We start from the raw sequence: 26,796 nt of genomic DNA, 5'->3' as shown, positions 1-26,796 counted from the left end.
GCTCAGTTCCTCCAGTTCCTGCTGCGGGACTCTTCCTCGCCGGCTTCCACTTCGCTCAGGAGATCCAGATAGGTGGCATAGCGCTCGGCCGGAATGCGCCCCTGCTCCAGCAGGGCGGCCACAGCGCAGCCGGGCTCCGAACGGTGCCGGCAGTTGCGGAAGCGGCAGGCGAAGCCTTCATGTTCCTCGAAACCGGCATAGTAGGCTGCCAGATCGTCCACGGTGATGTCCACCAGACCGAAGTCGCGGAAACCGGGGGTGTCCACCAGTTCGCCGCCGCCGGCCAGTGCGTGCAGGGTGGCAACGGTGGTGGTGTGGCGTCCCATGTGCTTGTATTCGCTGGCAGAGCCGACCTTGAGGTCGATGTCGGGGCAGAGGGCGTTCAGAAGCGCGCTTTTGCCGACGCCGGTCGTACCGACGAAGGCTCCGCGGTGCCCGGAGCTGAGGAACTCCTGCAAAGGGGCAAGTCCGGTGCGGGTGAGGGCGCTCAGGGGGAAGATCGGGAGTGAGCCGGTATAGAGACTGTACAGAGCGGCGCTGACCTGGCTCATTTCTTCCAGATCGCATTTGTTGATCACCAGGAACGGGGCGAGTCCTGCGGCACGCGCCGCCACGATGGCCCGGTCGATGAATCCGGCCGGCGTCAGCTGGGCAGCCACTATGCCAAGCACATCCAGGTTGGCTGCCACCAGATGTACGCCGCCCCGGGCATCACCGCGGCGTAGCTCGGTGCTGCGCGGCAATCGCTGCAGCGTTTCGCCCGTGACCGTAACCCTGTCGCCGACCACATGCCCGGAGTTGCGCTTGATGCGGACCATGCGACGGGACCCGTCCGCGAGTCGCACCTCCACCGCGACGCCGTGGTGGGCAACGATCAGCCCCTCACATTCCGTACCGTTACCGGATACGCCGCTCGTGGGCCTGGTGCTTCCGCTTCTGAAGGGCTTGTCTTTCACGCCTCACTCCGTGCCGGACCGCCTCAGGCCTGGCAACGCAACAGCTTGATTCCGTCCTCGAACAACACCTGCATCTTGTTGGGGGGGATGACCTGTTTCACGATGCCGAGTCCGAACGCGGGATGATTCAGCAGCGTGTTGGCTGTAAATCTGCCGTTCAGGTCATAGGCAAGCGCCCGCTCGACCTGCATGGCAGGACGAAGCGCGCTCCACTCTTCCTGCTCGGCCTCGACCGGGTCCTTTTTGACGGAACGCGTACCGGTCGAGGTTGCGCGGGCAGTTGCACCGGTGCGCGGGGAAGCCTGCCGGGGGGAGGAGGCCGATTTGGCCGATGGGGGTGGATAGTAGTTGTGCACTCCTCCGCAGGTGTTGCACTCCACCCGCACCACCTTTTCGCCGACCATGGCGACAATGCGATGATTCAATATGTCACGGCACCGCGTGCAGCGGGCCTCGATGATGTCTCCTGCAGATAACGTGGTGGTTCTCATGCTTTTCCTTGTCGTGGGGATTTTCCAAAAAAAAAGCCCGCGCCGAAATGCCGCGGGCCGTGCGGAGTGCGTTTCAGATTGGAGCCAGTATACCCGAACTCGAAGGCCGGTGTCAAAGCTGTTCGGCAGGGTCCCGATATTTTCCGGGCAGCCGCGGGGGGCCCTGATGCGGTTCATTTCCGGCGTTTTGTGTGCTAGTATGGTTCTCATGCACGCCGCTATCATTACCCAGTCGCTGACCAAACGCTACGGCAGCCTGACCGCCCTGGAGGATTTCGACCTCACGGTGGCACAGGGGTCGATCTTCGGCCTGCTTGGCCCCAACGGCGCCGGCAAGACCACCCTGATCCGCATCCTGACCACCCTGATGCGCCAGACCAGCGGAACGGCCCTGATTCAGGGGCTCGACATCCGCTGTCAGGGGCGCGAGATCCGGCGCCTGATCGGCGTGGTGCCCCAGGAGAACAGCCTGGACCGGTACCTGACTGCCCGCGAGAATCTGGAACTGCACGCGCGTCTGCACGGCATGGAGGCACGGCTCTACCGCCAGCGGATCGACGAGCTGCTGGAATTGATGGGGCTGGCCAATCGTCAGAAGGATTTTCCCGATACCTACTCCGGCGGCATGCAGCGCCGGCTGGTGGTGGCACGGGCACTGGTGCACCAGCCGCAGGTACTGTTCCTGGACGAGCCGACCACCGGGCTGGACCCGCAGTCGCGGCGGGCGGTCTGGGAGTATATCCGCTCGATTGCCGGCAGCATGACCATTTTCCTGACCACCCATTATCTGGAAGAGGCCGAGCAGCTCTGCGACCGGATCGCCATCATGGACCACGGCCGCCTGATCGTCCAGGGTACTACCCAGGAACTGAAGGAACGCCTGACCGGCGATACGGTGTACGAGATCGAGTTCGGCGAGGAAGGTGATCGCTACAGGGACCTGTTGCGGGGCATGGCCTGCGTGCGCGGCGTCAGCGCAGTTGGCCGGACGGTCCAGGTGGCGCTGGAGAGTTGGGAATGCCTGTCCGAAGTGGTGACTGCCCTGAACGGGGCGCCGCTGAGGCGCATTTCATTGCGCGAGCGGACCTTGGAGGATGTGTTCATCAGCCTGACCGGCGCGGGGGTGCGCGAATGAAGCTGCAGGGTTCCGTGGCAATCTGGCGGCGCGACATGCTGGTGCTCCGGCGCAGTATCCTGTCGGAGCTGGTGGCGGTGGTGGCGTATCCGCTCACCATCTACCTGGCCTTCGGCATTGGCATGAAGGGCTATATCGGTGAGGTGGAGGGGGTGCCCTACAGTCTGTTCATCGCCCCCGGCCTGATCACGATGACAGCGGTCAACGCCGCCTACAGCGAAAGCGTCTGGAGCCTCTGGTTCCACCGCAGGGTGCAGTTCACCATCGAATCCTACCGGGTCACCCCGATCAGCGTATCCGAGATCGTGGTGGCGAAGATCTTCTCCGGTTTCACCCATGGTCTCATCAAGGGGCTCAGCGTTGCGCTGGTGATCTTCGCCATCACCCCCTTCAGGTTTGCTCCCGCCAATCTGCTGGCCTACCTGGCTTTCCTGATCCCCGGCTCAGCCCTGTTCTCCTGTGCCGGCGTCATCTCCGGCACGATCATGGACAAGCCCGAAACCATCGGCAGGGTCGAAGCGATCCTGATCATGCCGCTGATCTTCATGTCCGGGCTGTTCTTCCCCCTCTCTTCCTACCCGTCCACGCTGGTGCCCTGGATCAAGGCGCTGCCGACCACCGCCCTGTTCGAAGGCTCCCGCCATGCCTTGGTGCATGGCGACTTCTCGGCTGCCTTCGGAGCCCAGGTGGCTGTCATGGCCCTGATCACGTTCATTGCCGCCGTGCGGATCTTCCGTCGCAAGATGTCGGAATAGCCGGCAACCGCCCCCCGGACCTTCATCCTGCCGGCCTGAGAGGACCCCTGTCGATCCCGGCTTTCCGCCCTGTTCCCAGAATTAACCCTCCGGTTGGTTCGCGCAGCGGTGCCGGCGCAGGTACTCGATCCGCCTCTGCAGGATCAGGTCCGGACGTTGGGGAGCCGGTATGCTCGTCAACCGGTCCGGCTCGATGCCGAGCCGGGTTGTGTTCATCCGGACGATCCGCATGATTTCAGTCCAGTCCGCCGGTTCTCCCTCCGCCCCCTTGTCCGCGGCCGAGACCAACGGCAGGATTCCGGCGATACCCCCTTTCACAGCCTTTTCAACGGTCGTTATCCTGGTCGAATCCCTGAGTTCGCTCCATCTGTTGAGGTGCCCGTGCAGCAGGCTGGTCCAGGCCAGGGCCGTGCCGAAAGCGGCCGGCAGCCGCAGACGGTGGTTGAAGGGACGGGCCATGTCGAAGCCGCTCAGGCAGTGCCGGTGATGGGCAGGGTATTCGGACGGATCGGTGGCGAGTTTGCCAATGTCATGGAACAGGGCGCAGAAACGGGCCAGAGGGCTGTCGGAATGGGACGACAGCCGCTCGAGCACCTGGAGCGAATGGGTGCAGAGATCCCCTTCGGGATGGTGGGCAAGCGGGCCGGCCGGGACTCCGCCCATACGGAAGAGTTCGGGCAGGTACTGCCGGCCGACACCGTATTCGAGCATGTCCCGGAAAAAACGCTCCGGATGGGGGGCTGACAGCGCCTTTACCATTTCCCGGCTGAAGCGTTCTACAGGAATCGTTTCAAAGCTGCCGGACCAGTCCTGCGAGCGGATCAGCTCCCCCGTATCGTCGCTCAGGCGCCAACCGTCCGCCTCGAAGCGGAAGGCCCGGAAGATGCGCAACGGATCGTCCGCAAAGGTGCGTTTTGTACATGCCCGCAACAGGCCGGCCTCCAGGTCGCCGCGTCCTCCCAGGGGATCGATCAGCCTGCCGGACAGGTCCATGGCCATGGCATTGACGGTGAAGTCGCGGCGGACGAGATCGGCATCGAGGAGAGGGGTATCAGCCAACGCCGTCAGTTCGATCGTGCCGAAGGATGGGTTGCTCGCGAACCAGATCGGATCGGTGCTTTTGCCCTCCACCAGCCGGAAACCGGCGGCACGAAGCTGCGCAGGCGCCAGTGCGGCGGCCAGGTCGATGTCCCTGATCTCGCGCCCCAGCAAATGGTCGCGGACGCTGCCGCCGACCAGGAATACCAGCCGGTGACAGTGGGGTGGGAATACTTGCCGTATGATTTCGATGGTTGAATTCAGGATAGTCCTCCCTTTGGAATGCAGGCAGCCATGCCGGCATCGTCGAAGCGTTCAGGGGGAGTTTCGGCCACGGCGCCCGGAGGAGTATACCAAATTTTGCTTGCGAAAACGGTACTTATAAAACTATAGTGACCTGTGTCTGAATCTTTGCAAGGAGGCGGATACCATGGTGTCAGTAGTTTCCGGCAGTAATCTGGCCACAAGCCTGCGAGAATTGGACCAGGTGACGCCCCCCACCCAGCAGCAGGCATCGGCGCAGGCCTCCATGAGGGCCGGTCAGGCGATTCTTACGGCCACGACCGATACGGTGACCATTTCAAAAGAAGCGCTGAACAAGGCCAAGGGTTCCGAAAAAAACGAAAAGAGCCGGGCCAAGCCGGAGAAACAGACCGCTCAAAAGACCATTACGCGTCGCTAGACGAACAGCAAAAAAAAAAGACCGGCTACCAGCCGGTCTTTTTTTTGTCCGGACTTCAGGCGGCTATCGGCATGAAGTCGTTGGCCGGCACGATCCTGTCCTGCTCCAGGGTGACGGCGTGGGAACTGTGTTCGATCAGGTCGTAGAGATGGAGATACTTGGCCACTTCGCTGGTGCGGGCGGTCTTCTTGCCAAAATACTTCCCGGTTTTGCCGTAGACATCGACCACCACGCGGTCGTCGTAGATGGCGAAATCGAGTGAATTCACCGTGTCGTTCTTCCCGATGGCGCCGATCGGCGGCAACTCGTCGCGAAATGCTATCCGCACGCCGACGTTCTCATGATGCAGGGCAGTAAGAATCTTCTGGAATTCCGGCATGGCCAGTTCTTCGCGGCTGCCGATGAAGATGCGACTGACCCTGATTCCGCGTTCCCTGGCGCGCTGCTCGGCCTGGTAAAAATTGACCAGCGCTCCCCGCAAATCCAGACCGCTCGACAGGGGGTCAACGGTTTTGACGCTGTGAAAGGCCTGCTCCATCTGCTTTGCCCCTTCCAGATGATATTCCATTTCCTCCAGCGGGATGAAGCCCTGCTCAAGCAGCGAAATGGTGCGCATGGACGAAGACAGGAGTTCGCGCGCCCTGATCTGGCATTCCGGGTCCTCGATTCTGGCTATGGCGAACGTGATCTCATGGGCATGGGTATAGCTCTCCAGCACGTCCTCGCGCGTCTTTTCGATCTCCTCCCTGATCAGGTAGGTGACCAGGGACAGGAGAATGCCGATGCCGAAGATTGTGTAGGCAGCTTCCTTGTAGTGCAGCACCCAATGAAAGAAGATGGCAAGTCCCGAACCGGCAATGAACTCCACCAAAACCGCCACGTTGTGAAATTTTTTATTCATGCTATCCTCCGATAATAATCACCGCTGAACCGGCGACACCCGACGCTCCGGCGCGGCTTCGCCGTCCATGGTTCATGGTGCCCGGGAATGGCGGGCTTTTCCGCAGATGCAAAAATGCCGGGCTGCCGGTACTCCAACGATTTCCGGCAACCAGGCATCCAGGCGAGCCCTGTGCCCTTCCATCCCCCACTCTTTGCCAATGTTCGGTATCTGGGTTATCGTCAGGCATTTATAAATTTTAATTCCATAATCCCGGAAGTCAACCTTCTGCAACGGCCGAAGAAGGGGCTGGTGCCGATCATCCGGGGCGGATTTCGTGACGCTTTCCGAATGAATGTTGTTGAAAGACAACAGATTGTTTCAATTTTTTTTGATATTTAAAAAAGATAAATTTCGGGAGGATTTTTTGACCATTGAAGAAGCATTCGGCCTGGTGATCCGCAGGCTGCGAAAGGAACGCAATTTTTCCCAGGAGAAACTGTCCATATCAAGTTCTCTCGGGCGTGCGTTTATCTCGCAGCTGGAGCGCGGAAAACAGCAGCCGACTCTTGTCACCATTTTCGAACTGGCCAGCGCCCTGAATGTCTCTGCATCGCGGATACTTGCGGAGATCGAGTTGCTGCTGAAGTACAACAGCGCCAGGCTGCAGAAGCTCGATCAGAAACTGGTGTACGGCAATTGGATAAGCGACCAGGGGGAGGGCATGTTGAGCCAGTGTACCGATTACGGGGGAAATGAGACGATTCTTCTGGTGGACGACGAAATCCAGCTTCGCGAAATGCTGTCCCAACTGCTGAGAGAATTCGGATACCACATCCTGCTGGCCGAAGATGGCCAGGAGGCGGTCGAAACCTTCAAAAACAACATGCAGAGCATCAGCATGATTCTGATGGATGTGATGATGCCGCGCAAAGATGGCGTCAAGGCCTACAAGGAGATACTCGAACTGCAGCCGGATGCCCAGGTGGTGCTGATGAGCGCCTATGCCGCCGATTGCCTGGGTGGGGTCGAAAAATTCAACTTCATCCAGAAACCGATGTCACCCCTCGAACTTCTCAAAAAGATCAGGCATACCCTCGATTCGTGAGCCGGCGCCATCGCCGGTTCGGCATATCCGGAGCGTACCATACGGATTCCGTATGTCAGCTTCCGCAGATGTCCAGAAGCAACTCCAAGCCAAGCTCCCACCCGGATTTACCCCGCACCCCCGTTTCCGAGTTTCTCCTTTGTCATGCCGTTGCGCAATGCTTCCAAAATCAGCGTCGGATCCTCGACAGAGTCCCGTTTCCCTTGCCGGCAGTCGGATAACCCTCACGGCGTCATCGCGTTCAAAGCAGTGCTGGCCTGAAAAGAGTACACTGGCAGGCCCGAAAATCTTCGGAATCATCCCAGCCGGATCAGGACGGCACCCGCCAGAATCAGCGCGGCTGCCATCAGTCTGATTCTGCCGAACGACTCCCCCAGAAACAGGATGCCGATCAGCACCCCCACCAGGATGCTGACCTGGCGCACCGGCACGGCATAGCTGACCGGCGCCCGGTTGAGGCCGTAGCGGAAGGTGAGAAAGGAGGCCATCATGACCGGTCCGCTGCACAGGATGAGGCGCCAGTGTTCGCGCCACTCCTCCATGATCAACGCCCGGTATTTGGGCCGCAGCAGGTTGAAGCTCATCAGAGCCAGCATCGCCAGTACCAGCAGGTAGGTAAAGTAGAGCGGAGAGTAGTTTCCAACGCCGGTTTTTTCGGCAATGGACCCGATTGAATAGATGAAACCGGCTGCCAGGGCGGCCTGAACCGAGGTGGTGCGCAGATCGCGGAAGGGACGCGTCAGCTCGAGTGCGGACAAGCGCTGCAACTGCACCGTGTAGGTGCCGAAGATCACCAGTAGGATGCCGCACAGTCCCGCCAGGGTCAGGCGTTCGCTCAGCAGCACGGCTCCCCAGATCGGGACGTAGACCATCGAGGTCTGGCAGAGGGGATACACCACCGACAGATCCCCGGTCCGGTAGGCGCGTCCGTTGAAGAGGTGATACAGCACAAAGCAGACGGCTGCCGTGGCGATCAGCGCCAGCGTGCGGGGAGCGGGCCACCCGAACGGTTCCGGTGCCAGCGGCAGCATCACGGTAAACAGGCCGGCCGAGGCAACGAACATCCACCAGATGAAGACGGTCTTGTGCCGGCTTCTCTTGACCATCATGTTCCAGAGTGCGTGCATTACGGCCGAGATAACGATCAGGGTGAAGGCGAGGGTCGACATGGGGGGATTATAGACGAGCTTGCAGGGGATTGAGAGCGATTTCTGACAGGCGCCCCCTTTTTCCTGCCGAGGGCGCCAGACCTGCCGGAATGCCCCTCTGCCGATGCCGGAAAGCATCTCCGGCACCGGCAACGGGGATGCATTTGTCACCGTCCCCGCAGGTATTCGATCAGCAGGCGCACTCCCACGCCGGTGGCCCCCTTGGGCGAGCAGGGGCGGGTCTTGTCGCTCCAGGCAGTGCCGGCGATGTCCAGATGGGCCCAGCGAGTCCTCCCCACGAACTGTTTCAGGAACCAGGCGGCGGTAATGCTGCCGCCGTCACGGCTGCCGGCATTCTTCAGGTCGGCTATGTCGCTTTTCATGGTTTCGCCGTATTCGTCCCACAGCGGCAGTTCCCATACCCGTTCGCCGCAGCGCTCGCCCGCCCGTTTGAGGCTTTCGATCAGCCGACGATCGTTCCCCATCAGTCCGCTGGCCTCATGCCCGAGAGCCACTACGCAGGCACCGGTCAGGGTCGCCAGATCGACCATCACCGAGGGCTTGTAGTGGGTCCGGGCGTAGTGCAGCGCGTCGCACAGGATCAGGCGACCCTCGGCATCGGTGTTGGTGACTTCGATGGTCTGCCCGGACAGGGAGGTGATCACATCCCCCGGCTTGAAGGCCTTGGCGTCGGGCATGTTCTCGGCCGTGGGAATGATTCCGATCAGGTTGACCGGCAGCTTCAGCAGGGCTGCCGCTTCCAGGGTTCCCAGCACTGCGGCTGCTCCGGCCATATCGGTTTTCATCGCTTCCATCCCGGGCCCCGGCTTGAGCGAGATGCCCCCGGCGTCAAAGGTGATCCCCTTGCCGATCAGCACCTGCGGTTTGCTTCTGTCGTCGCTGCCGCGATACTCCAGCACGATCAGGCGCGGCGGCTCGACTGAGCCCTTGCCGACCATCACCAGGGCATTCATCCCGAGCTTTTCCAGCTCCTGCATCTCCAACACCGTGCAGGATAGCGAATGGCGCGCTGCCAGTTCGCGGGCCGTCGCAGCCAGATACCCGGTCGTGGCCACGTTGCCCGGATGTGACACCAGATCGCGGGCCAGGCTCACGCCCCGGCAGACGGCCCGGACCTTTTCGATGCGGGTGCGCCCCTCTCCGGCGATCCCCTCGGGCAGCAGCAGGGTCATACCTTCGAACAGGAAGCGCTCTGCGCGGTCCTTGGTCTTATATTCGTCGAAGCTGTAGCTGCCCAGCAAAGCCCCCTCGCAGGCCGCCTCCAGGGCCGTGTCAGCCCCCGCCAGAGGCAGCGCCGAGGCGAAATTCGCCACGCGCGCCGCACGCAGCGCCTGGACGGCATTACCGGCAGCCTGGCGCAGCCGCTCGTCGTTCAGCGCATCCCTTTTTCCGAGCCCGACCAACAGCAGGCGTTCGGCCGGCAGTCTGCCCAGGGTATGGATCAGGCGGGTGCTGTTGAGCTTGCCGCTAAACTCCCTGGTGGCGGCCAGACGACTGAGGCAGCCGTCCAGGGCGGCATCGCAGGCGGTAAACAGTTCGTCGCTCCCGTCTTCGAAACAACCGATCACCAGGGCAGGAGTGGCATATTTCAGCGGGGAAGTGGAGATGACGTCGATTTTCATGGGGTGCCTTTCCGGCCGGAGTCGCAGTGCGGTCAGCCTGGTCTAATAATACCATCCAACAGGGGAGATTCACGACGGAATTCACCTGTCATAAACAGGGGCATCCGGAAAAAAGAAGTTGTATAATTATACAGTAACGGGCACATCATCGAACAGGCCGGAAACGACACGAACGGGAGACGGCCCGGCTCCCGCAGGGAGGACGATCATGGCACATCCAATTCCGGAAGGCTATCACAGTGTCACACCGATCTTTGTGTTCAAGGATGCGCGCAAAGCCATCGATTTCTACAAACGCGCTTTTGGCGCCGAGGAACGGTTCGTTATGCCGGGCCCGGAGGGCACAGGCATAATGCACGCCGAACTCAAAGTCGGCGATTCGATCATCATGATGGGCGAAGAACATCCGCAACAGGCCTGCAAAAGCGCGGAAACCCTGGGCAGCTCGCCGGTCGGCTTTTACCTGTATGTGGAGAATGTGGATGCGGCTTTCAGGAGGGCGGTCGAATCGGGGGCCACGGTCCAGATGCCGGTTGAGGAAATGTTCTGGGGTGACCGCGCCGGTTCGGTGAACGATCCCTTTGGCTACAACTGGATGCTGGCCACGCATACGCGGGACCTGACGCCGGAAGAGATCCGGGAAGGGGCCAAGGAGGCCTTTGCAAAAATGGCCGGGAAATGATAAAAACGCCGGCAACTGCAAGGGGATGGCTGATACGGCAGCCGTCCCCTTGCACTATTCAACGAGGGAAAGGGCAACTATGAGAAAGATTCTTGCAATGCTGGCACTGTCTGTCTCACTTCTGCTGCAGATCGCTTTCGGCGCGTCCGCCGGGGAGCAGCAGCGCGTCGCGGCCCCCCAGACGGTTGTGATCGACGTCCGTACTGAAGCGGAATGGAAGGCCGGCCATCTGGAAGGGGCGGTACTGATTCCGCACGACAGGATCGAGCAGGGGATCACGGGCGTTGCACCGGACAAGAAGACCCGTATCTACCTTTACTGTCGCACCGGCCGCAGAACCGGGCTGGCATTGGAGGCGTTGAAGAAGGCCGGGTATCAGGACCTGGTCAACCTGCAGACCATGGAGAAGGCCTCCCAGGAGTTGAAGCGGCACGTGGTGAAGTAAGCCCCTGCAGGCCAACTTCAGCCGCTTCACTATCTGCCCCACCATCGGTGACAATCTCCCGTCAATTCCGCAGGCATTGCCGATGGTCCGAAGCGATCTGCCTGACGGCCTGAGCCGGTATCCGCTTCGAAAGAGAATGGGAACTGCCGTGTCCCTACAGCCCCTGTGACTGAACGAAACGCTGAAAATTGATGTCAGCCCCCAGCACCCCCAGGAAGCGGTCCTGTCCATCCTTCAGAATGGTCGCTGCCGTGAAGCAGAAGGTGTCGGTAGCCATGGAGCGGTACAGGTCTGTGATGTGGCTGCCCATGCTGCCCTTGGCGCCGGTGAACCACGGCCGGTTCGACCAGTCCATGCCGAATCCGTCGGAGCCGTAGGATGCCGAGCCGTCGCTGTCGCCGCCGATGTTCGAGGTGATCTGCCTGCCGTGGGCATCGGTGACGTACAGCAGTTCGATGAAAGGGTGGGTGTGCAGCATCTGGCGCAGGCAGATCTCCTGGCGCCGGCGCTCCATGCTGAGCAGTTCACGGTTCGCGGATATCTCGGCTATGATCTCCCCGCTCCTGAAATGGGCCGCCAATCGTTGCTTTCCGAGCACCAGCAGCAGTTCGTCGGTGATCCCCCCCAGAACCTTGACCTCCTGGGCCACCTCGCCGGCCATGTATCCCATCTGCTCCGACAGCTTGGAACAGTCCTCGATGCCGGTCGTAACCTGCTGGGTGGTGGCGGACTGCTGTTCCACTGCGGACGCCATGCCGATGATCTTGTCGTTGACCGTGTCAAAGGCCTCCACGATCCGGTCCAGCGACACCTCCACCTGCCTGATTCCCTGAGAGGTCCTGACCACCTCGCTGGAGGCGTCCTGCATGGATGTGGCGGTGCGGGTGGACTCGTTCTGGACCGCCCGGATCTTGCTCGATATTTCGGCAGTAGCCTGTATGGTCCGTGCGGCCAGTTTGCGCACCTCGTCGGCCACTACCGCGAATCCGCGTCCGTGCTCGCCGGAACGGGCCGCCTCGATGGCGGCATTCAGTGCCAGCAGGTTGGTCTGGTCCGCGATCTCCTCGATCACCGTCACAAAGGTGCCGATTTCGAGAATGCTGGCGTTGAGGGTGGTGATGGCGGCCGAAAGCTGGGTCGTTGCCGTGTGGACACGGTCGGCCGTTTCCACGGCGCCGGCGGCGATCGTTTTCCCTTCCCTGACGATCTCCACCGCATCCCGGGAAGTATCCGAGACATTGGCCGCGTTTCTGGCGATGTCGGCGATGGTCTGCGACATCTCTTCGGCCGCGGTCGCGATCTGGTGCGCCCGTTCGGTCTGCACGGCGGCATTGGCGGCGAAGCGCTCCGCATTGCCGTCAAGTGTCGCTCCCGATGCAAACAGACGGTTCGAGGTGACGATGATCCCCCCCAGGCTCCTGTCAAGGGATCGGCACATGCGCTGCAGCGATTCCCCCAGTGCACCGATCTCCCCCGCGCCTGTAACGACAGCGGTGGTGTTGAAATGCCCCTCGGCCATCCTGTCGATCTCCCCCGTCATCTCGGCCAGTGCTTTCATCGGGCGGCGCAGCAGGATACAACCGGCCATGACCGTGATTGACAGCCAGGTCAGACCGAACAGGGCATAAAAGGCGTACAGCCGGCCGAGCGTTTCCCCCGGCACTTTACTGCCGATCATGCCGCCGGTGGCAACGACCATTATGGTGATACCCGCGGCCATGCCTGCAGCCAAAAACCACACCAATCGCGTCCGCATCGAAATTCCCGTCTTCCGCATAGCTCCCTCTTGAGTCGATGGCATTCGGCCGCTGCTTTAAAGGCCGCATGTGTCTCGTTTAGCAATCTGAGTGCCATGCTGCACAAAGCCTGTGTTTTTAGGGGGATATGATCTCATTCAGGGGGCGAGTCGACCGCGGATGGCGTCTGCAGGGGCTTCCAGGAGGTTTTCGACGAGTAAAAGTGCCGGCTGCTGGTCATTTTTCGGACAGGCCTAAAAGCGGCCGGCGCCTGCGGAGGGGCTTGTCGTTGTAAATCAGACCGTTATTTATCCGGGGTGGAAACGGTTTGGAGAGGGAGGATGCCTAATTTCTGCTCATTGCCCCCGGTGATCGGGGGCGGGTGGAAGAGGGGGACCTTCGCGGTCAGGCTCCCTTACGGCTGCGCTTCATCGCATACATCGCCTGGTCGGCTTTTTCCACGAGCAGGTTCATGTCGATGCCGTCCTCCGGAAAGTAGGCCGATCCGATGCTTGCCGCCAGGGGGAGCGGCCTGCATTCGAACTCGAACGGCAGGCGGACCCGCTGCATGAGCCGGGGAATCGCGGCACCCGCTTCTTCCCGGCTTTTGATACGGTGCTGGATGATGCCGAACTCGTCGCCACCAAGGCGCGCCACCGTGTCGGCATCCCTCGATGCATGCCTGATGCGTGTTGCAAATTCCTTGATGGCCGCATCCCCGGCCCGGTGCCCATAGGTGTCGTTGATATATTTGAGACCGTCCATATCCAGAATAAGGAGACCGAACTGCTCGGAGGAACGGTGCGATTGGGCGAAGCGCTGACGCAGATGATCGAAGAACAGGGCCCGGTTGGACAGGTCGGTCAAGGGGTCGTGCGTTGCTCGATAGAACAATTCGCCGGATTCGCCGGATTCGTATTTGGAGGCATTGGACATGGAAGCGGCTATCAGCCCCGACATCAGTTCCAGCACCTGAACATCCTCATCGTTGAATACGTTGGTGTCGGGCGACATCACTTTCAGTACGCCGACCACATCGTCGTGGTGTTTCAGCGGCACCACGATCATCGAGCGTAGGCCGACCCGGCGACAGGCTTCGCGGTCAACGCGCGGGTCGTTCTCCGAATCTTCACAGAAAACCGAATGACCCACTCCGATGCAATACCCGGAGAGACTGGTGTTGCGCTTCAGCCGGAGTCCGAGCTGGGGGGCGGCAATGCCGGCCGCGGCACGATAGACCATGTCCTCTCCTTCCGCCAGTTCAACCACCGCACCATGTGCGCCCGTTATCAGCTGGGAGCGTTCGGCCACCAGTGCCATGACCGCGCCCAGGTCTATGCCCAACTGTACAACTTCGGTCTGGAAACTGATGACTTCGAGGAGCCGGTGAGAACGTACCGACGATTTTCCGATCTGGTCGAGCATGGGATACCTCTGTGTAAGGGCGAAGTGTTGCTGCATGGTGCCGGGATCGGCATTGCAGGCTCGTGTCTAAAAATAGCTACGCTCAATAGCATACTTTTCGTTTTCATTAAAGCTATTTCGACGGCAGTGGTAGAATTCGCACCATGCCGGCACCGGCGCGCGAAAGCCCCTCCGTGGTGGAGGGGCTTGTGTCGGGATGTTTACGATGACGGGGTTATGTACGCCGGGAAGGATAGTGCGCCGCGCTCCGAGTCTGCTCCGGAGCCCCGGCATCCACGCTGCAGGGTAGGAGGACTACTTTCTGGCGTAGCGGTACGGCTCGTCGAAGAAGGTGATATCCGCGTAGCCTGCATGGATCTTTCCCGAATGGGGCACTCCTGCGGGGATGAAGTACCTGTCGCCTTTGGCATAGGTTTTCGTTTGCCCCCCGATCGTCAGTTCGATCGCTCCCTCCAGAACGATCCCGACCTGTGCGGCGTGCGCATGCTCGGGCAGATCCACCTCTTTCTCGAACTCCATGAAGATTATCTGGTGTGATTCGGACTGAGAAAGATACGCCCTGAGCCCTTCGAGCGGAATGTCCGCTGCCGGAAGATTCCGGATCGGCGGTGGAAAAAGATCGGTCATGGTTTCTCCTTGTGTTCGCGGGGGCACCGGTGCTACCCGGTTTCAAGAGGGCGCCCCCTCAGAATTCCAGTCCCAGTTCGGCGAAGGGACCATCGAAAATCGCCTTGGCCTTGACATTGTCCACATCGGTCTCGAACCGTTCGTAGCGGTAGCCGCCGGCAACGAAGAGGGGGCCCAGCGGCTTGAGCTTCAGGCGTCCGATGGCATCGTAGTAGTGGTTTTTCTGGTAGAGGATCCCGCGCCCCTCTCCCTCGATGGCAAGCCACTTCAGCGGTCGTATCTGGAGGCCGACATAGGCCATCGGAATGGCGATGAGTTGGCTCCGGGACTCGGTGACAGTCGTGCCATTGGTCGACTGGCCGGTCAGGCGTACCTTGAAGTCGAAGATCCTCGTTCCGAACCCCACGTCGATGTTGAGTATCTGGGCTGTCACGGTTTTGAGCCCCGGTATGCCGTAGTACAGATCCAGGTCATAGTGATCGAGCCTAAGTTCCGAGGAAAAGGGAACATTGGCGGCAAAGGTAGAGTCGCCGAAATGGAAGGAGGTATCTTTGCTGCCGGTACTGTCGCTGAAGTTGGACGGTGTGGCCAGGAAATAGATGTTGGGCAGGAACAGGGGGGTGGTGAACTTAACGCGGCCGAGGATCCGGCTTCGCTCATCGTATCTCAGGTTGTCCTTGATGCTCAGGTTGTCGTTTCCCGAGGAACCGTTGAAGGAGACATCTCCTGATGGAGTCTGGTTCCAGGCCCCCAGCGACAGCTCGAGCCCCATGGCGGACGCGGCCGCAGGCGTCAGGACAAGCATCAGCAAACCTCCCGCAATCCAGCTCTTCAGCGTTTTCATGGAATCCTCCTTACCATGGGGTAGTGTTCGATGTCCTGCTCTCACAATTCTACCGTTCAATGAAAAAGGGGCTGCCGCAGGGGATATTCACGCCATGCATCACGCCATTTCAGTCCAAAGCCACCACAAATCCTCCTGCAATCATTTTGTCCGGTGACCGTTCCCGCACCTGTTCCGCTTCCTTCAGAGACGCATAGTTTCCTGCCCTGACTCGGTAGTAGCGGGTACCGTTGACAACCGCTTCCCGGATGGATGAGGTGCCGTAACGCTGCTTCACCGTCTCGGCCATCTTGCGGGCATTGTCATAGTTCCCGAAGGCGCCTACCTGGATGCCGAAGGAGCCTCTGTCGTAGCTGGCAGGTCCGCGATAGACCACCTGGCCTTTGACGGTTTCGTCGAGATAGCCGAGCGCTTCGACCGTCACCGGGGCGGTCCCGCGCCCGAGGATGCCGAGGGCCTTGGCAGCGGAATAGGAGAGGTCGATGACCCGGCCGGCCACGAAAGGGCCGCGGTCATTTATCCGCACCACGGTTTCACGGCCGTCATCGCGGCGGCGCACTTTCACGTACACTCCCAGGGGGAGTGTCTTGTGGGCAGCGGTCATGGCGTACATGTCGTACGTATCGCCATTGCTGGTCGTCTTGCCGTGGAAGTCGCTGCCGTACCAACTGGCAATGCCCGATTGCACGAAACCGGCATGGCTGGAAAGTGGCTCGTAGCGCTCGCCGTTTATGGTGTAGGGCTTCTGTCCGACCGTGCGGGGGTAAGGGGGCTCTGCCCGGTAGGCCTGCCGGTCATGGGCGCCGCAGGAGGCCAGCAGGGCAAGAACCAGCGCCAGGATGAACATGCGTTCGCCGTTAATCAAAATAATACCATGTCCTGGGGATTTACAAAGCGGTAGAGATTCCGCGGATCACGCCTTCTTGACGAACCCGGATTTCAACTGCATGGCGCCGATGCCGTCGATCTTGCAGTCGATGTCATGGTCTCCCGAGACGATGCGGATGTTCCTGACCTTGGTGCCCACCTTGACAACTGATGACGACCCCTTGATCTTCAGGTCCTTGATGACGGTGACCGTGTCGCCGTCACTGAGCACGTTGCCGAAGGCGTCACGTACCACGCTGTCGGCTTCGGCGGACTCCGATGGCGTTATTGCCCACTCGTGGGCGCATTCGGGGCAGACGTACAGTTCTCCGTCTTCGTAGGTGTATTCGGAGCTGCATGTGGGGCATTTGGGCAGGCTGGTCATTGGTGTCCTTGTCATGTGTGGTTACCGGTGACCGGAGGGGCGCAGGGCGTGGTGAATGCCCCGCCGGAAACCGATCTACGGCCATCAGGCCGATTGTTCTGCCGTTCCGATCTCCATGAGGTACAGACGGATGTTGACCGAGCACTTTTGGGCGCTCGTGCCGGTCACATCGGTGACCTTTTCCAGTATTTGATGTGCCAGGTCGTTTTCCGTCGATTTGCGGGCGAAATTGCTCTTGGCGAACGCTATGATTCGAATGTCCGCTCCGGTATCGCGGGGGCTGGCCTGGGAAAAGGAGAGGGAAATCTGGTCCGGCTTGAGCCGTGCCAGGTTCCCCCCGGGCACCTCCAGAACCTTTGCGATGATTACCGGCAGTTGGCCGGCAAGCTCGTCCAGCACGCCGTCTTCGATATGTGCTCTGTAAGTAATCGAAACGTTCATTGATCTGCTCCTTCTGTAGTGGATGTAGTTTTGAACCGGCACAGCCGGCAGCTGCAGCACGGACCGCAGCCTCTCAGGAGGTTAGTGTAACTTCCGTCCGGTAGTCAAGGGATTAAGTGCCGGTATAGTGCTGTCTTGTATGCTGCCATCCTTTGGCGAAGAGGGTATAGGAGACCAGAAACAGGAACATGTACCCGAACCTCGCGCTGGCGGTCCAAAACCAGTGCCCCCTCCAAAGGTGCTGCTGAAGAATGCGGCTGACCGCATGCCGGGCAGAATCAAACGAAACATGGCAATTCCCGATACACCATGTGGCGTAGTGTCTGAATACCAACTAGGAACAGTTACCGGTAAGAGTATCGGCATTTATCCGAACACAGTACTATTTGCAATCCGGTGACAAGAAGTTATATACCATCCAAATGGTTGAAACACTGTTACTTGACATTGACTGCCGTTTGGATACGCTTTAAGGTGTCAGATGGTATTAAAAGACAGAAGGAGAGTGTTATGAAACCACTATCACGGCTCGTGCCTATTCTTTGGCTGACAGTGGTATTTGGCGGCATATCCGGCTGCGCCCATTACGAGGTCAATACGGGACGCGGCGATATCCCCGGCTACTACATCCGTTCTGAAATGCAGGAAGCGGATCGAGCTGTCGAAAATGCACGCCGGTCAGGCAAGGCGGATGCCTGCCCGGCTGAATTCAAGGCAGCGGAAGATGCAAAAAATCATGCCTATGACGTCTTCAGGGCATGCCACACCGAAGAGGGGGTCGCGTTGGCGAAACAGGCAACGGCAAAAGCGAATGCGCTCTGTCCGCCTAAACCGACTCCGCCGCCCGTGGTCGCTCCGGCGCCCAAACCTGTTCCTCCGCCTCCGCCACCTATCAGCAGCTTTACCGTAACCCGGGCAACCGTCACCAAGGGGGAACCGGTTACCCTTGTCTGGTCATCGCAGAACGCCTCCCGTTGTGACATTCAGCCCGGCATCGGCGTTGTGGAGCCGCAGGGCTCGATGTCCGTCGTTCCTGAAGAAAACACGACGTATACGCTGAGCTGCAGCGGTGCCGGCGGTACCACCCAGAGCAGTGCGAAGGTCGAGGTTGCCGCTCCCGTTGTCCGGCAGAAGCTTTCGCCCGAAAAACTCTGTTCCCCCTCGGTGATTGACATTCAGTTCGACTTCGATAAGGCGGATATAAAGCCTCAGTATTATGACGAGCTGGATAAATGGGGCGAAGCCCTTAAAGAGTTCCCGAAGGCCAAAGGGACGGTGGAAGGGTATACCGACAATGTCGGAACTCGTGCACACAACATGAAGCTTTCACAGCAACGTGCCGAAAACGTGCGTACCTATCTCGTCGATAAATTCGGGATAGATCCGGATCGGATCAGCGCCAAAGGGTTCGGCGAGGATCAACCGATCGCCAGCAACAAGACCGCTGCCGGGAGGCAGCAGAACAGAAGGATCCAGGGTAATTTCATCTGTGAATAAAGCCAACCCGTGAAATGAAACCTGGGATGAAGCAGCAGCAAACCGGCGCCCGGAATGATTCCGCGGCGCCGGTTCTGTTTTACCCCCTCTATTTGATTGACGCCACTTCCTATTTCAATAGCCATTGATGAACGAACGCCGCCCCAGACCATGCCCCGAAACTCGATACGAGGACGACAGGTAGCGGCAAGTGCTTCTTGAAGCAGACGAACGCTACCAGGTAAAAAAGAATGCTCAGCACGATCCCCCACAAGGCACTTCTGGTGAACTCCTGCACGATCGCCGCATCACCCTTGCTTTCCAGGCGCAGCCAGACAAGCACAAGGGCACCGGCCAGAGGCATGACCCCAATGAGGCCGGCGGTGGCGAGAAGTCTCTTCCCGATTGCCGTGGCAGAAAAAATGATCGCCATGCTGATTATCGTTTTGAGAAGAATATGCATCCGCAGGCCGCTCCCATGCCGGTTCCGGATATAATGCAGGGTGGGGGGAGATAATGCATCGGGGGAGAGTCACGGTAAAGCCTGCTTGACACCTTCAGCACATCATGACAGCTTTGGAGTGACGTTAAAAACCTACCTCTGACGCAATCGGAGCCACATGGCCCTCTCCTCAATTTTTAGCCCGTATTCCGGCTTGCCTCAATCAGCATCGGCAATGATTGCGGTGCTGAAGCTGTTCCTCCTTCCGGTAGGTGGTGGCATCCCGGCCGGCGTCATGCTCGCCCATTCCAGCGGCCTGTCCTGGCTTGTCATGGCCTGTCTGTACCTGGTTTCGGATGTGATTCTGGCCATCGTTTTCGAACCGCTCCTCCGCCTTATGGCACGTATCTGCAGCAAAGTCCCGTTTCTGGCCCGTATCAATGCGGTCATGAGGGCAGCCACCGCCCGCAGTGTGTCTCATTTCAGCGGAACCGGCGCCGGTCCCGTTGCGCTGATCATGATCGCCTTTGGCGTCGATCCCATGACCGGGCGCGCCTCGGCGCTTGCTGTCGGGCATGGATTCCTGACCGGCTGGGCCATTGCCATCACCGGTGACATGCTCTATTTTGCCGTCATCGCGGTTTCGACATTGCAACTGAATTCATACATCCGCGACCCGAATACCACGATGCTGATCGTGCTTGGTGCGATGCTGCTGGTGCCGATGGCGGTGCGGTATTTCCGGTCTCCACAGAAGGCTGGCGATGAGGTTCAGGCGTCGCTGGTAAAGTGACAGAATGTCATGCCTGGCGCCCGGACTTCCTTGAGGGCAATTCGGGGGGCTCAAAGGCACTCCGGCAGATCCCACCATAGCTCGTTCAGGGTGTCGTACATCTGCAGCCTCTCGACCACGCTGCCTACCGGTGCGGCAAAGATCGCCTCATAGATGAATTCGTCCGCCGCAGGGTCCATGGCAAAGGCGAGCCGTTCTTTCGCGAGGCTGAACTGGGCGTCGATCCCCCCGGTATTGCCCCGCGCATCCACGCGGATCCACCGGTCGAGTTCGGCAAGGTAGATGGCGTTGAACCCGTGCAGGACCGGGCTGTTATCAGTGGGGGGATCCTTGCGCAATACCTGGTAACAGAAACCGGCCGGGATACCGGCCGCCCGCAGCAGAGCGGCCAGAAGGTGGCTCTTGGCGAAACAGATCCCGGTGCCGTGACGGAGCACGTCGCTGGCTGCGCAGGTCACGACGTCGAGGCCGGCATCATGGGTGTGGGTGATAACATCCCGTACCCATTCGTACAGGCAGCGGGCCTTTGCGATTTCGTCCGGGAGGGAGCGGGTAAGCTCCAGAGCCTTTTCCCGGATAGCGGGGGTCTGCCAGTCGATGACGGCATCGGAAGCCAGGTAGTCGTTCAATTCATCGGATTCAGGGTACATGGGGGGCTCTCCAATTTCATTTCTGATTTCGTTTCGGGATGATGTATCAAGCGCAGCGTATCTTAACGATGATTTTTCCAATTGCATATATCGTAATATTGAAATATGATAATTGTTTAGTTACACAAGGAGCGGGTCCATGGAACATCCTGGCGATTTTGAATTGCTGACATCCAAAGCCGAACTTCTGAAAGCTGTTGCCCATCCGGTCAGACTGTGCATTGTACGGGGGCTTCTGGAACAGGGTGAGTGCAATGTCAATACCATACAGTCCTGCCTCCAGATCCCTCAGTCAACCATTTCCCAGCATCTCGGAAAACTGCGCGATGCCGGCATTATTAAAGGAAACCGCCAGGGAGTCGAGATTTTTTACAAGGTGGTCAACGAAGATCTGAAAAAGGTGATTGCAGCTCTTTTTTGGTAACCACGAATTTTAGATTCTGCTTCAAAGCGCGGTTTGAATCCGGTTTTACCAGATTCCCGGTGTTTTGAAGTTTTTTTTAAATCTATTTTATCCTTATATTGTAATATATGGATAGATGGTTTTGAAAGAGCCGGCATCCTTCTCGCCGGTCGATCGATATTCGCAAAGGAGTGACACAGTATGAAAAAGAAAATCGTGATCGTCGGCGGAGTCGCCGGGGGGGCAAGCACAGCGGCCAGGCTGCGGCGCCTGGATGAAAGTCTGGAAATCGTCATCCTGGAAAGAGGGGATGCCATCTCGTACGCCAACTGTGGACTGCCGTATTATATCGGGGGCATCATCAGCGACCGGGACGCGCTCTTCCTGCAGACTCCCGAAGCCATGAAAAAGCGCTTCAACATCGATGTCAAAGTGAGAAGTGAAGTGGTGAGGATCGATCGTGATAAAAAGGAAGTGGTCGTCAGGGACCTGGAACAGGGAAATACCTATACCGTAGCCTATGACAAACTGGTTTTGTCACCCGGTTCGTCCCCCATCGTTCCGAACGTTCCGGGCAGCCGCTTGCCGAATGTCTTTACCTTGCGTACCGTTCCCGACACCGACCGCATCAAAGGGTATCTGACGGAACAAGAAGTGCATTCCGCCGTGGTTGTCGGCGGAGGGTTTATCGGCATCGAAATGGCGGAAAACCTGGCAGAAGCCGGTAAAAAGGTGACGATCGTCGAGATGTCCGATCAGGTTCTGAACAATCTCGATTACGAAATGGCGACCCTGGTCCATCAGGAACTGCGCGGCAGGGGAATCAACCTGATACTGGGGAACGGACTGGCGGCCATCCATGAAAACGGAAAAAACCTGGAAATACTCCTGAATGACGGCACAAAAATCGTCGCCGAAATGGTTGTTTTAGCGATAGGGGTACGCCCGGAAACCACGCTGGCTGTAGACGCGGGCTTAAGCCTGGGAAGCAGCGGAGCGATCCGGGTCGATGAACGGCTGCAGACCTCCGACCCCGATATTTACGCCGTGGGCGATGCCGTGGAGATCCGGGAGATCGTATCCGGAACACCGGGTTGGGTGCCGTTGGCCGGGCCTGCCAATCGCCAGGGGCGGCTCCTGGCCGATATCCTGGCAGGGCGGGATGCCGTTTATCGCGGCGCCCAGGGCACCTCGATCGTCAAGGTCTTTGACCTGCATGCCGGCTCGACCGGATTGAGCGAAAAAGCCTTGAAGAAGCGGGGAATCGACTACGCGGTTTCGATCACCCATTCCAACTCCCATGCATCCTATTATCCGGGGGCATCGACCCTGACCATCAAGCTCCTGTTCGCCCCGGATACGGGACGGCTCCTGGGGGCTCAGGCGGCCGGTCATGAAGGGGTCGACAAGCGTCTCGACGTGCTGGCAACAGCCATCCGATTCGAAAAGACGGTCTTCGACCTGACCGACCTGGAACTGGCCTATGCTCCTCCCTTTTCTTCAGCCAAGGACCCGGTCAATATCGCGGGTTACACCGCCACGAACATCATCAACGACGACATGGCAGTCATCACCTGGGACCAGTTGCGAGAGCAGGAAGCGAGTGCACGGTTTCTGCTCGACATCCGCGAGCCGGTCGAGTTCCAACTGGGCGCCATTCCCGGTGCGGTGAACATTCCGCTCAATGAGTTGCGGGGGCGCTTGCAGGAACTGCCGCGGGACAGGCAAATCGTCGTCTATTGCCAAGTCGGGTTGCGGGCGTACCTTGCATCCCGGATTTTACTGCAGAACGGATTCCGATCCGTAAAGAACCTGAGCGGCGGGTATCGGGTCTTTCAAACGGTGCTCAAGGAGCAGGAACTGCGGTCGCAGGCTCCGGCGGACAAGGGTGTAGTCGCTGCCGCGCCGAAAAACGAAGCGGGGGAGGGGATACCGACGGCGGAGATGGTGAAGGTCAATGCCTGCGGACTCCAGTGTCCGGGGCCGATTCTGCAACTGCATAACAGCATGCAGCAGTTGAACGATGGGGAGGTGCTGGAGATTACCGCCTCCGACCCCGGCTTTGCCAACGATGTGCAGGCGTGGTGCTCCAAGACTGGCAATACGCTGCTCGCCCTTGAGCGCGAACCGGGCAGGATCATGGCCCGGATACGGTGTGGGGTGCCCGCCACCGCGGTGCCGGTAGAAAGGGGCCCCCATCGGGCCGGGACTTCCAAGACGATCGTGGTCTTCAGCGGAGATCTCGACAAAGCCATCGCCTCGTTCATCATTGCCACCGGGGCCGCTGCCATGGGACGGAAGGTCACCATGTTCTTCACCTTCTGGGGATTGAACGTGCTGCGCCGGCCCGAGCGGGTGACGGTCAGTAAAGGACTGATGGATAGAATGTTCGGCATGATGATGCCGCGCGGTGCGGCGAAGCTCGGCCTGTCACGGATGAATATGGCAGGTATCGGCCCCCGAATGATCCGCATGATCATGGGACAGAAGAACGTCGCTTCCCTGGAGAGCATGATCGCCCAGGCCCGGACGATGGGGATCGAGCTGGTGGCCTGCCAGATGTCCATGGACCTGATGGGGATCAAGCAGGAGGAACTGGTGGAAGGGGTGGAGAGCGGCGGCGTGGCCTCTTATCTCGCGGCTGCCGAGGAAGGGAATACGAACCTGTTCATTTAAACCTGAATCCGTGAGCCAGGAAGGCCTTACCGATTCAGGTTCAACCTTAAGATTCCGGGGACAGGATGGAGTCCCCGGAACTCCTCACCGGTTACCGGGGGAGCAACAGCGCGAGAAATGCCTTCAACAGTGTTGTCTGGTGTTCACTCTTTCTTGTCAGGATTATGAGGGTTCTCTGCAGGTCGAGCGGGCTTGCGATTTCAACGAGCCAGCCATTATCCAACTCTCTCTGAACAGCCATTCTCGACAGGCACCCACTACCCAGGCCAGCCTCCACCGCCTTCTTGATTGCCTCGGTATGCCCCAGCTCCAGGGCAACAGAGAAGGTGATCCCCTGTCTGCCCATGGCTGCCTCGAATATCTCCCGTGTGCCGGAACCTTTTTCCCGCATTATCCAGAGCCCATTTTCCAGCATCTCGGGAGACGCCTGTTTCCCCGCTGCCCATTCATGCTCTTTCCCGACAACGATGACAAGTTCATCGGGCTTCCAGGGTGTCACGCTGAGCGAACCGATGTGGGGGAGCCCTTCGATAAGTCCAAGGTCCAATTCTCCACTTTCCACCGCTTTTTCCATCTGCTGGGCATTGCCGATATGAAGCAGCGCTTGTGCCCGGGGATAGAGCCGCGAGAATTCTCCGATAATGGCAGGAAGCATATAGTTGCCGATAGTGGTGCTGGCCCCCACATGCAGAACTCCGCTCGGCTCTCCGACAGATTCCTCCAGGAACCGTTCTATGGTCCGGACTTTCGTGAGCACGTCCTGAACGTCCGGGAGAATGTGTCGCCCCCGGTCATTCAGAAACAGACGCCTGCCCTGCCGTTCAAAAAGCGGTGCGCCTGCCAGTCGTTCCAGTTCGGCAATGGCCATGCTGACCGCAGATTGCGTCAGCAGCAACCGGGTGCTCGCCTGTGTTACATGCCCACCTTCCGCTACATTCGCGAAAATTTCCAGTTGTCTCAGGGTAATGGTCATAGCGACTCTTTCATAAGTAGTATTGGTGTAATTTATAAATATTACTCAATTTTATTTATACCCTGAAATCCGTATCATGCAACCCAAATATCGGTAAAGGGGGTTGCAATGAACAGCAAGAGGTGGCAGAGGATTGCGTTCGCAGCATGCCTGTGCGCCATACCCTGGATTGGCACTGCGACAGCGTTGGTCATGGGGGTGTTCTTCAGCCTCCTCATCGGTAACCCCTGGCCGCGGAAGACCGCGCGTTTCAGTAAAATCATCCTGCAACTCTCCGTTGTCGGGCTTGGATTCGGTCTCGGACTTGATGAGGTGATCCGCACCGGCCGAGATTCTGTCGTGTACACGGTTGTCGGCATAGGCTCCACCCTGATGCTGGGGCATTTTCTCGGCAGAGTGTTCAAGACCGACAGGAATACGTCCCTGCTTATCACCTTCGGAACCGCCATCTGCGGCGGCAGCGCCATTGCCGCCATGGCACCGGTTCTGAATGCACAGGACGATGAGACGGCCGTTGCCCTGGCGACCGTTTTTACCCTGAATTCAGTGGCCTTGCTGCTGTTCCCGGTCATAGGACACCTGTTGCGGCTCGATCAGGCTGTTTTCGGAACCTGGGCCGGACTTGCCATCCATGATACGAGCAGCGTTGTGGGCGCCACGTCCCTCTACGGAGCACGGGCATTGGCCATCGGGACAACCGTGAAACTTACGCGGGCCATCTGGATAACACCTGTGGTCATGGGAACGGCAGTGCTCAGGAAAACGGGGCAGAAAGCCGGGATTCCCCTGTTCATCATCGGGTTTGTCCTGGCCGCCACCGCAAGAACATGCCTGCCGCAGTACGGACGTTACTGGGGTGAATTATCGGCTCTGGCAAAAGAGTGCCTGGTCGTGACGCTCTTTCTGGTTGGCGCGGGATTGAACAGGGACGTGTTGGGAAGGGTTGGAGTACGACCTTTGTTGCAAGGGATCACGCTGTGGCTGATGGTGAGCGGGCTCACCCTTGTTGCCTTGACCTTTGTCGGCATACACTGACCGGCTGCTGCGAATCGGCATTATCGGCAATGGCCTGAGTTACACTAACCTGTTTTCACGGCTTTTGGGCAATGACATATACATGCTTTTCCGGGAACTGGTCCAATTCCAGGTGCACTACGGTCAGGCCGTTGTCTATCAGCGCAGCCAGGTTGCCGTTGATGCCGATCGAACTGTAGTAGAACTCGTCCTCATGCCACCGGTCGGTGTGTTCACCGGTCGCATTGCCGAAGGTGTACATGAGGACACCGTTCTTTTTCAGCAACCCGCACAGCTTGTCTATGACCGGCCGCTGCATCTGCAGTGGCAGATGAAAGACGCTGTCCCAGGCGACGATAAGGTCGAATTTCCGGTCGGTTTCCCAGGTGCAGATATCCTGCACGAGAAAAGATGCCTTCGGGTGATTGCGAAGCGCCAGCTTTATCATCTCTTCGGAAACGTCGATGCCGGTTACGGCAAATCCCCGATCTTCCAATGCGCGAATGATTCTCCCACCTGCGCCGCAGCCGACATCGAGTGCCGATTCTCCGTTCGGCACAAATTTGAGCGCCATGCCGAGCTGGTTCATCCCATATCGGGAATCGTGATGCCGCTCGTGCCACCACTGGGCGATCTTGTCGTATTTTTTACCGAGTTCTTCAGGGTTCATGTCAGGTATCTTGAGAAGCGTTGATTGCCCGGTAGCGCGATAATTGTCTCCCGCTCAGCCGGAAATGGCATCGGGTCTGATCGGCGAGAATGCGTCATTTCCCACTACCGTATTCCAGGGGCGAATCTCGTAGTGTGTCACGAGACCGTTCATCACATACGGATCGGTTTCTGCGAACCGTGCGGGAATCTCGGGCGAATCGCACTGGAACAGCAATATGCCACGGTCGGCCGGATCGGCCAATGCGCCGCCAAGAACGAGTTCGCCACGTTCCTGTGCCTGCCAGGCAAGCCTGAGATGGTCGGCCCGGAACTGGCCTCTGCGTTCAAGGTAGTCCGCTGCAAAGTCGTAAAACATGAGATAGTGCATGAACCCTCCCGATTACCCGTAGGCAATAATGATCTACAGCTC

At 59.0% G+C, this 26,796-nt stretch carries 30 protein-coding genes; 12 read left to right on the top strand and 18 right to left on the bottom strand.

The features are described from left to right. Positions 1-2: 2 nt before the first annotated feature. Positions 3-956 (bottom strand): ribosome small subunit-dependent GTPase A, encoded by a 954-nt coding sequence (gene rsgA, locus GSVR_RS13315; protein WP_239077327.1) that lies wholly within the window; start codon positions 954-956, stop codon positions 3-5. Positions 957-979: 23 nt separating this feature from the next. Next, on the bottom strand, positions 980-1,447 hold the full coding sequence (locus GSVR_RS13310) for a hypothetical protein (protein WP_173202189.1): 468 nt from the start codon (positions 1,445-1,447) through the stop codon (positions 980-982). 208 nt (positions 1,448-1,655) lie between these two features. Here GSVR_RS13310 and GSVR_RS13305 point away from each other — a divergent pair, with 208 nt between their 5' ends. Continuing rightward, positions 1,656-2,582, top strand: coding sequence for an ATP-binding cassette domain-containing protein (locus GSVR_RS13305; RefSeq protein ID WP_173202190.1), 927 nt, complete (start codon positions 1,656-1,658; stop codon positions 2,580-2,582). Beyond that, complete coding sequence (locus GSVR_RS13300; protein ID WP_173202191.1) at positions 2,579-3,337, top strand: ABC transporter permease; 759 nt, start codon at positions 2,579-2,581, stop codon at positions 3,335-3,337. Before GSVR_RS13305 ends, GSVR_RS13300 begins: the two co-directional genes overlap by 4 nt. A gap of 81 nt (positions 3,338-3,418) precedes the next feature. Here GSVR_RS13300 and GSVR_RS13295 read toward each other — a convergent pair whose 3' ends face one another. After that, positions 3,419-4,576, bottom strand: coding sequence for an HD domain-containing protein (locus tag GSVR_RS13295; protein WP_370552080.1), 1,158 nt, complete (start codon positions 4,574-4,576; stop codon positions 3,419-3,421). Positions 4,577-4,805: 229 nt separating this feature from the next. On the opposite strand from GSVR_RS13295, the gene GSVR_RS13290 reads away from it, so the two are divergent. Then, positions 4,806-5,057: a hypothetical protein gene (locus GSVR_RS13290; protein WP_173202192.1), complete on the top strand. Its 252-nt coding sequence runs from the start codon at positions 4,806-4,808 to the stop codon at positions 5,055-5,057. Positions 5,058-5,112: 55 nt separating this feature from the next. Here GSVR_RS13290 and GSVR_RS13285 read toward each other — a convergent pair whose 3' ends face one another. Then, entirely contained in the window at positions 5,113-5,958 is an 846-nt protein-coding gene (locus GSVR_RS13285) for a hypothetical protein (protein ID WP_173202193.1), read from the bottom strand. An 87-nt stretch (positions 5,959-6,045) separates the two neighbouring features. Here GSVR_RS13285 and GSVR_RS13280 point away from each other — a divergent pair, with 87 nt between their 5' ends. After that, on the top strand, positions 6,046-6,339 hold the full coding sequence (locus tag GSVR_RS13280; RefSeq protein ID WP_173202194.1) for a hypothetical protein: 294 nt from the start codon (positions 6,046-6,048) through the stop codon (positions 6,337-6,339). Positions 6,340-6,364: 25 nt separating this feature from the next. After that, positions 6,365-7,045 carry a response regulator gene (locus GSVR_RS13275; RefSeq protein WP_173202195.1) on the top strand — a complete coding sequence of 227 codons (681 nt, stop codon included), beginning with the start codon at positions 6,365-6,367 and terminating at the stop codon, positions 7,043-7,045. 296 nt (positions 7,046-7,341) lie between these two features. Here GSVR_RS13275 and GSVR_RS13270 read toward each other — a convergent pair whose 3' ends face one another. Further along, complete coding sequence (locus GSVR_RS13270; RefSeq protein WP_173202218.1) at positions 7,342-8,214, bottom strand: EamA family transporter; 873 nt, start codon at positions 8,212-8,214, stop codon at positions 7,342-7,344. Positions 8,215-8,360: 146 nt separating this feature from the next. Beyond that, entirely contained in the window at positions 8,361-9,836 is a 1,476-nt protein-coding gene (locus GSVR_RS13265) for a leucyl aminopeptidase (protein ID WP_173202196.1), read from the bottom strand. 208 nt (positions 9,837-10,044) lie between these two features. Between GSVR_RS13265 and GSVR_RS13260 the strand changes: the two genes are divergently transcribed. Together GSVR_RS13260 and GSVR_RS13255 are read left to right on the top strand one after the other, a co-directional pair. Then, the gene (locus tag GSVR_RS13260) at positions 10,045-10,518 is read left to right on the top strand and encodes a VOC family protein (RefSeq protein WP_173202197.1); all 474 of its coding nucleotides are present in this window, start codon (positions 10,045-10,047) and stop codon (positions 10,516-10,518) included. Positions 10,519-10,597: 79 nt separating this feature from the next. Beyond that, positions 10,598-10,963, top strand: a complete 366-nt coding sequence (locus tag GSVR_RS13255; RefSeq protein WP_203978667.1) for a rhodanese-like domain-containing protein — start codon at positions 10,598-10,600, stop codon at positions 10,961-10,963. Between the two features lie 154 nt (positions 10,964-11,117). Here GSVR_RS13255 and GSVR_RS13250 read toward each other — a convergent pair whose 3' ends face one another. The 7 genes from GSVR_RS13250 to GSVR_RS13220 form a co-directional block, all read right to left on the bottom strand. Beyond that, positions 11,118-12,719: a methyl-accepting chemotaxis protein gene (locus tag GSVR_RS13250; protein ID WP_173202198.1), complete on the bottom strand. Its 1,602-nt coding sequence runs from the start codon at positions 12,717-12,719 to the stop codon at positions 11,118-11,120. 385 nt (positions 12,720-13,104) lie between these two features. Beyond that, complete coding sequence (locus GSVR_RS13245; RefSeq protein ID WP_173202199.1) at positions 13,105-14,124, bottom strand: sensor domain-containing diguanylate cyclase; 1,020 nt, start codon at positions 14,122-14,124, stop codon at positions 13,105-13,107. A gap of 294 nt (positions 14,125-14,418) precedes the next feature. Continuing rightward, entirely contained in the window at positions 14,419-14,751 is a 333-nt protein-coding gene (locus GSVR_RS13240) for a cupin domain-containing protein (RefSeq protein WP_173202200.1), read from the bottom strand. Positions 14,752-14,809: 58 nt separating this feature from the next. Beyond that, positions 14,810-15,595 carry a TIGR04219 family outer membrane beta-barrel protein gene (locus GSVR_RS13235; protein WP_173202201.1) on the bottom strand — a complete coding sequence of 262 codons (786 nt, stop codon included), beginning with the start codon at positions 15,593-15,595 and terminating at the stop codon, positions 14,810-14,812. A 109-nt stretch (positions 15,596-15,704) separates the two neighbouring features. Beyond that, complete coding sequence (locus GSVR_RS13230) at positions 15,705-16,460, bottom strand: septal ring lytic transglycosylase RlpA family protein (RefSeq protein ID WP_239077325.1); 756 nt, start codon at positions 16,458-16,460, stop codon at positions 15,705-15,707. Positions 16,461-16,508: 48 nt separating this feature from the next. Beyond that, a complete protein-coding gene (locus GSVR_RS13225) occupies positions 16,509-16,847 on the bottom strand; it encodes a zinc ribbon domain-containing protein YjdM (RefSeq protein ID WP_173202221.1) in 339 nt (112 codons plus the stop codon). An 84-nt stretch (positions 16,848-16,931) separates the two neighbouring features. Further along, entirely contained in the window at positions 16,932-17,288 is a 357-nt protein-coding gene (locus GSVR_RS13220) for a hypothetical protein (RefSeq protein ID WP_173202202.1), read from the bottom strand. A 510-nt stretch (positions 17,289-17,798) separates the two neighbouring features. Between GSVR_RS13220 and GSVR_RS13215 the strand changes: the two genes are divergently transcribed. Beyond that, positions 17,799-18,785, top strand: a complete 987-nt coding sequence (locus tag GSVR_RS13215) for an OmpA family protein (RefSeq protein ID WP_173202203.1) — start codon at positions 17,799-17,801, stop codon at positions 18,783-18,785. 109 nt (positions 18,786-18,894) lie between these two features. Here GSVR_RS13215 and GSVR_RS13210 read toward each other — a convergent pair whose 3' ends face one another. Further along, positions 18,895-19,227: a DUF3147 family protein gene (locus GSVR_RS13210; protein WP_173202204.1), complete on the bottom strand. Its 333-nt coding sequence runs from the start codon at positions 19,225-19,227 to the stop codon at positions 18,895-18,897. Between the two features lie 214 nt (positions 19,228-19,441). On the opposite strand from GSVR_RS13210, the gene GSVR_RS13205 reads away from it, so the two are divergent. Then, positions 19,442-19,999, top strand: coding sequence for a hypothetical protein (locus GSVR_RS13205; protein ID WP_239077324.1), 558 nt, complete (start codon positions 19,442-19,444; stop codon positions 19,997-19,999). Positions 20,000-20,049: 50 nt separating this feature from the next. Here the strand turns inward: GSVR_RS13205 and GSVR_RS13200 are convergent, their stop codons facing one another. After that, positions 20,050-20,649, bottom strand: a complete 600-nt coding sequence (locus GSVR_RS13200) for a transglutaminase family protein (RefSeq protein WP_173202206.1) — start codon at positions 20,647-20,649, stop codon at positions 20,050-20,052. A 139-nt stretch (positions 20,650-20,788) separates the two neighbouring features. On the opposite strand from GSVR_RS13200, the gene GSVR_RS13195 reads away from it, so the two are divergent. Together GSVR_RS13195 and GSVR_RS13190 are read left to right on the top strand one after the other, a co-directional pair. Then, a complete protein-coding gene (locus tag GSVR_RS13195) occupies positions 20,789-21,073 on the top strand; it encodes a helix-turn-helix transcriptional regulator (RefSeq protein WP_173202207.1) in 285 nt (94 codons plus the stop codon). Positions 21,074-21,253: 180 nt separating this feature from the next. Next, positions 21,254-23,728, top strand: coding sequence for an FAD-dependent oxidoreductase (locus tag GSVR_RS13190; protein ID WP_173202208.1), 2,475 nt, complete (start codon positions 21,254-21,256; stop codon positions 23,726-23,728). A gap of 91 nt (positions 23,729-23,819) precedes the next feature. Here the strand turns inward: GSVR_RS13190 and GSVR_RS13185 are convergent, their stop codons facing one another. Then, positions 23,820-24,701 (bottom strand): LysR substrate-binding domain-containing protein, encoded by an 882-nt coding sequence (locus GSVR_RS13185; protein ID WP_173202209.1) that lies wholly within the window; start codon positions 24,699-24,701, stop codon positions 23,820-23,822. Between the two features lie 108 nt (positions 24,702-24,809). On the opposite strand from GSVR_RS13185, the gene GSVR_RS13180 reads away from it, so the two are divergent. Continuing rightward, the gene (locus GSVR_RS13180; protein WP_173202210.1) at positions 24,810-25,736 is read left to right on the top strand and encodes a YeiH family protein; all 927 of its coding nucleotides are present in this window, start codon (positions 24,810-24,812) and stop codon (positions 25,734-25,736) included. 55 nt (positions 25,737-25,791) lie between these two features. Here the strand turns inward: GSVR_RS13180 and GSVR_RS13175 are convergent, their stop codons facing one another. Together GSVR_RS13175 and GSVR_RS13170 are read right to left on the bottom strand one after the other, a co-directional pair. Continuing rightward, positions 25,792-26,385: a trans-aconitate 2-methyltransferase gene (locus GSVR_RS13175; RefSeq protein WP_173202211.1), complete on the bottom strand. Its 594-nt coding sequence runs from the start codon at positions 26,383-26,385 to the stop codon at positions 25,792-25,794. Positions 26,386-26,439: 54 nt separating this feature from the next. After that, positions 26,440-26,754: a YciI-like protein gene (locus tag GSVR_RS13170; protein ID WP_173202212.1), complete on the bottom strand. Its 315-nt coding sequence runs from the start codon at positions 26,752-26,754 to the stop codon at positions 26,440-26,442. Positions 26,755-26,796 lie beyond the last annotated feature (42 nt).

This window comes from Geobacter sp. SVR (genome assembly GCF_016865365.1).
Taxonomy (GTDB): Bacteria; Desulfobacterota; Desulfuromonadia; order Geobacterales; family Pseudopelobacteraceae; genus Pelotalea.
The sequence above is the reverse complement of the archived record's forward strand: the minus strand, read 5'-3'. Positions and strand labels throughout refer to the sequence as shown.

Coding starts and splice junctions, on each gene's coding strand:
- GSVR_RS13280 (WP_173202194.1), top strand. CDS start 6,046: ATGGCGGGCTTTTCCGCAGATGCAAAAATGCCGGGCTGCCGGTACTCC.
- GSVR_RS13210 (WP_173202204.1), bottom strand. CDS start 19,227: ATGCATATTCTTCTCAAAACGATAATCAGCATGGCGATCATTTTTTCT.
- GSVR_RS13250 (WP_173202198.1), bottom strand. CDS start 12,719: ATGCGGACGCGATTGGTGTGGTTTTTGGCTGCAGGCATGGCCGCGGGT.
- GSVR_RS13215 (WP_173202203.1), top strand. CDS start 17,799: ATGAAACCACTATCACGGCTCGTGCCTATTCTTTGGCTGACAGTGGTA.
- GSVR_RS13175 (WP_173202211.1), bottom strand. CDS start 26,385: ATGAACCCTGAAGAACTCGGTAAAAAATACGACAAGATCGCCCAGTGG.
- GSVR_RS13240 (WP_173202200.1), bottom strand. CDS start 14,751: ATGACCGATCTTTTTCCACCGCCGATCCGGAATCTTCCGGCAGCGGAC.
- GSVR_RS13200 (WP_173202206.1), bottom strand. CDS start 20,649: ATGTACCCTGAATCCGATGAATTGAACGACTACCTGGCTTCCGATGCC.
- GSVR_RS13190 (WP_173202208.1), top strand. CDS start 21,254: ATGAAAAAGAAAATCGTGATCGTCGGCGGAGTCGCCGGGGGGGCAAGC.
- GSVR_RS13180 (WP_173202210.1), top strand. CDS start 24,810: ATGAACAGCAAGAGGTGGCAGAGGATTGCGTTCGCAGCATGCCTGTGC.
- GSVR_RS13255 (WP_203978667.1), top strand. CDS start 10,598: ATGAGAAAGATTCTTGCAATGCTGGCACTGTCTGTCTCACTTCTGCTG.
- GSVR_RS13300 (WP_173202191.1), top strand. CDS start 2,579: ATGAAGCTGCAGGGTTCCGTGGCAATCTGGCGGCGCGACATGCTGGTG.
- GSVR_RS13235 (WP_173202201.1), bottom strand. CDS start 15,595: ATGAAAACGCTGAAGAGCTGGATTGCGGGAGGTTTGCTGATGCTTGTC.
- GSVR_RS13195 (WP_173202207.1), top strand. CDS start 20,789: ATGGAACATCCTGGCGATTTTGAATTGCTGACATCCAAAGCCGAACTT.
- GSVR_RS13290 (WP_173202192.1), top strand. CDS start 4,806: ATGGTGTCAGTAGTTTCCGGCAGTAATCTGGCCACAAGCCTGCGAGAA.
- GSVR_RS13265 (WP_173202196.1), bottom strand. CDS start 9,836: ATGAAAATCGACGTCATCTCCACTTCCCCGCTGAAATATGCCACTCCT.
- GSVR_RS13220 (WP_173202202.1), bottom strand. CDS start 17,288: ATGAACGTTTCGATTACTTACAGAGCACATATCGAAGACGGCGTGCTG.
- GSVR_RS13185 (WP_173202209.1), bottom strand. CDS start 24,701: ATGACCATTACCCTGAGACAACTGGAAATTTTCGCGAATGTAGCGGAA.
- GSVR_RS13245 (WP_173202199.1), bottom strand. CDS start 14,124: ATGCTCGACCAGATCGGAAAATCGTCGGTACGTTCTCACCGGCTCCTC.
- GSVR_RS13205 (WP_239077324.1), top strand. CDS start 19,442: ATGATTGCGGTGCTGAAGCTGTTCCTCCTTCCGGTAGGTGGTGGCATC.
- GSVR_RS13170 (WP_173202212.1), bottom strand. CDS start 26,754: ATGCACTATCTCATGTTTTACGACTTTGCAGCGGACTACCTTGAACGC.
- GSVR_RS13305 (WP_173202190.1), top strand. CDS start 1,656: ATGCACGCCGCTATCATTACCCAGTCGCTGACCAAACGCTACGGCAGC.
- GSVR_RS13260 (WP_173202197.1), top strand. CDS start 10,045: ATGGCACATCCAATTCCGGAAGGCTATCACAGTGTCACACCGATCTTT.
- GSVR_RS13310 (WP_173202189.1), bottom strand. CDS start 1,447: ATGAGAACCACCACGTTATCTGCAGGAGACATCATCGAGGCCCGCTGC.
- GSVR_RS13270 (WP_173202218.1), bottom strand. CDS start 8,214: ATGTCGACCCTCGCCTTCACCCTGATCGTTATCTCGGCCGTAATGCAC.
- GSVR_RS13225 (WP_173202221.1), bottom strand. CDS start 16,847: ATGACCAGCCTGCCCAAATGCCCCACATGCAGCTCCGAATACACCTAC.
- GSVR_RS13285 (WP_173202193.1), bottom strand. CDS start 5,958: ATGAATAAAAAATTTCACAACGTGGCGGTTTTGGTGGAGTTCATTGCC.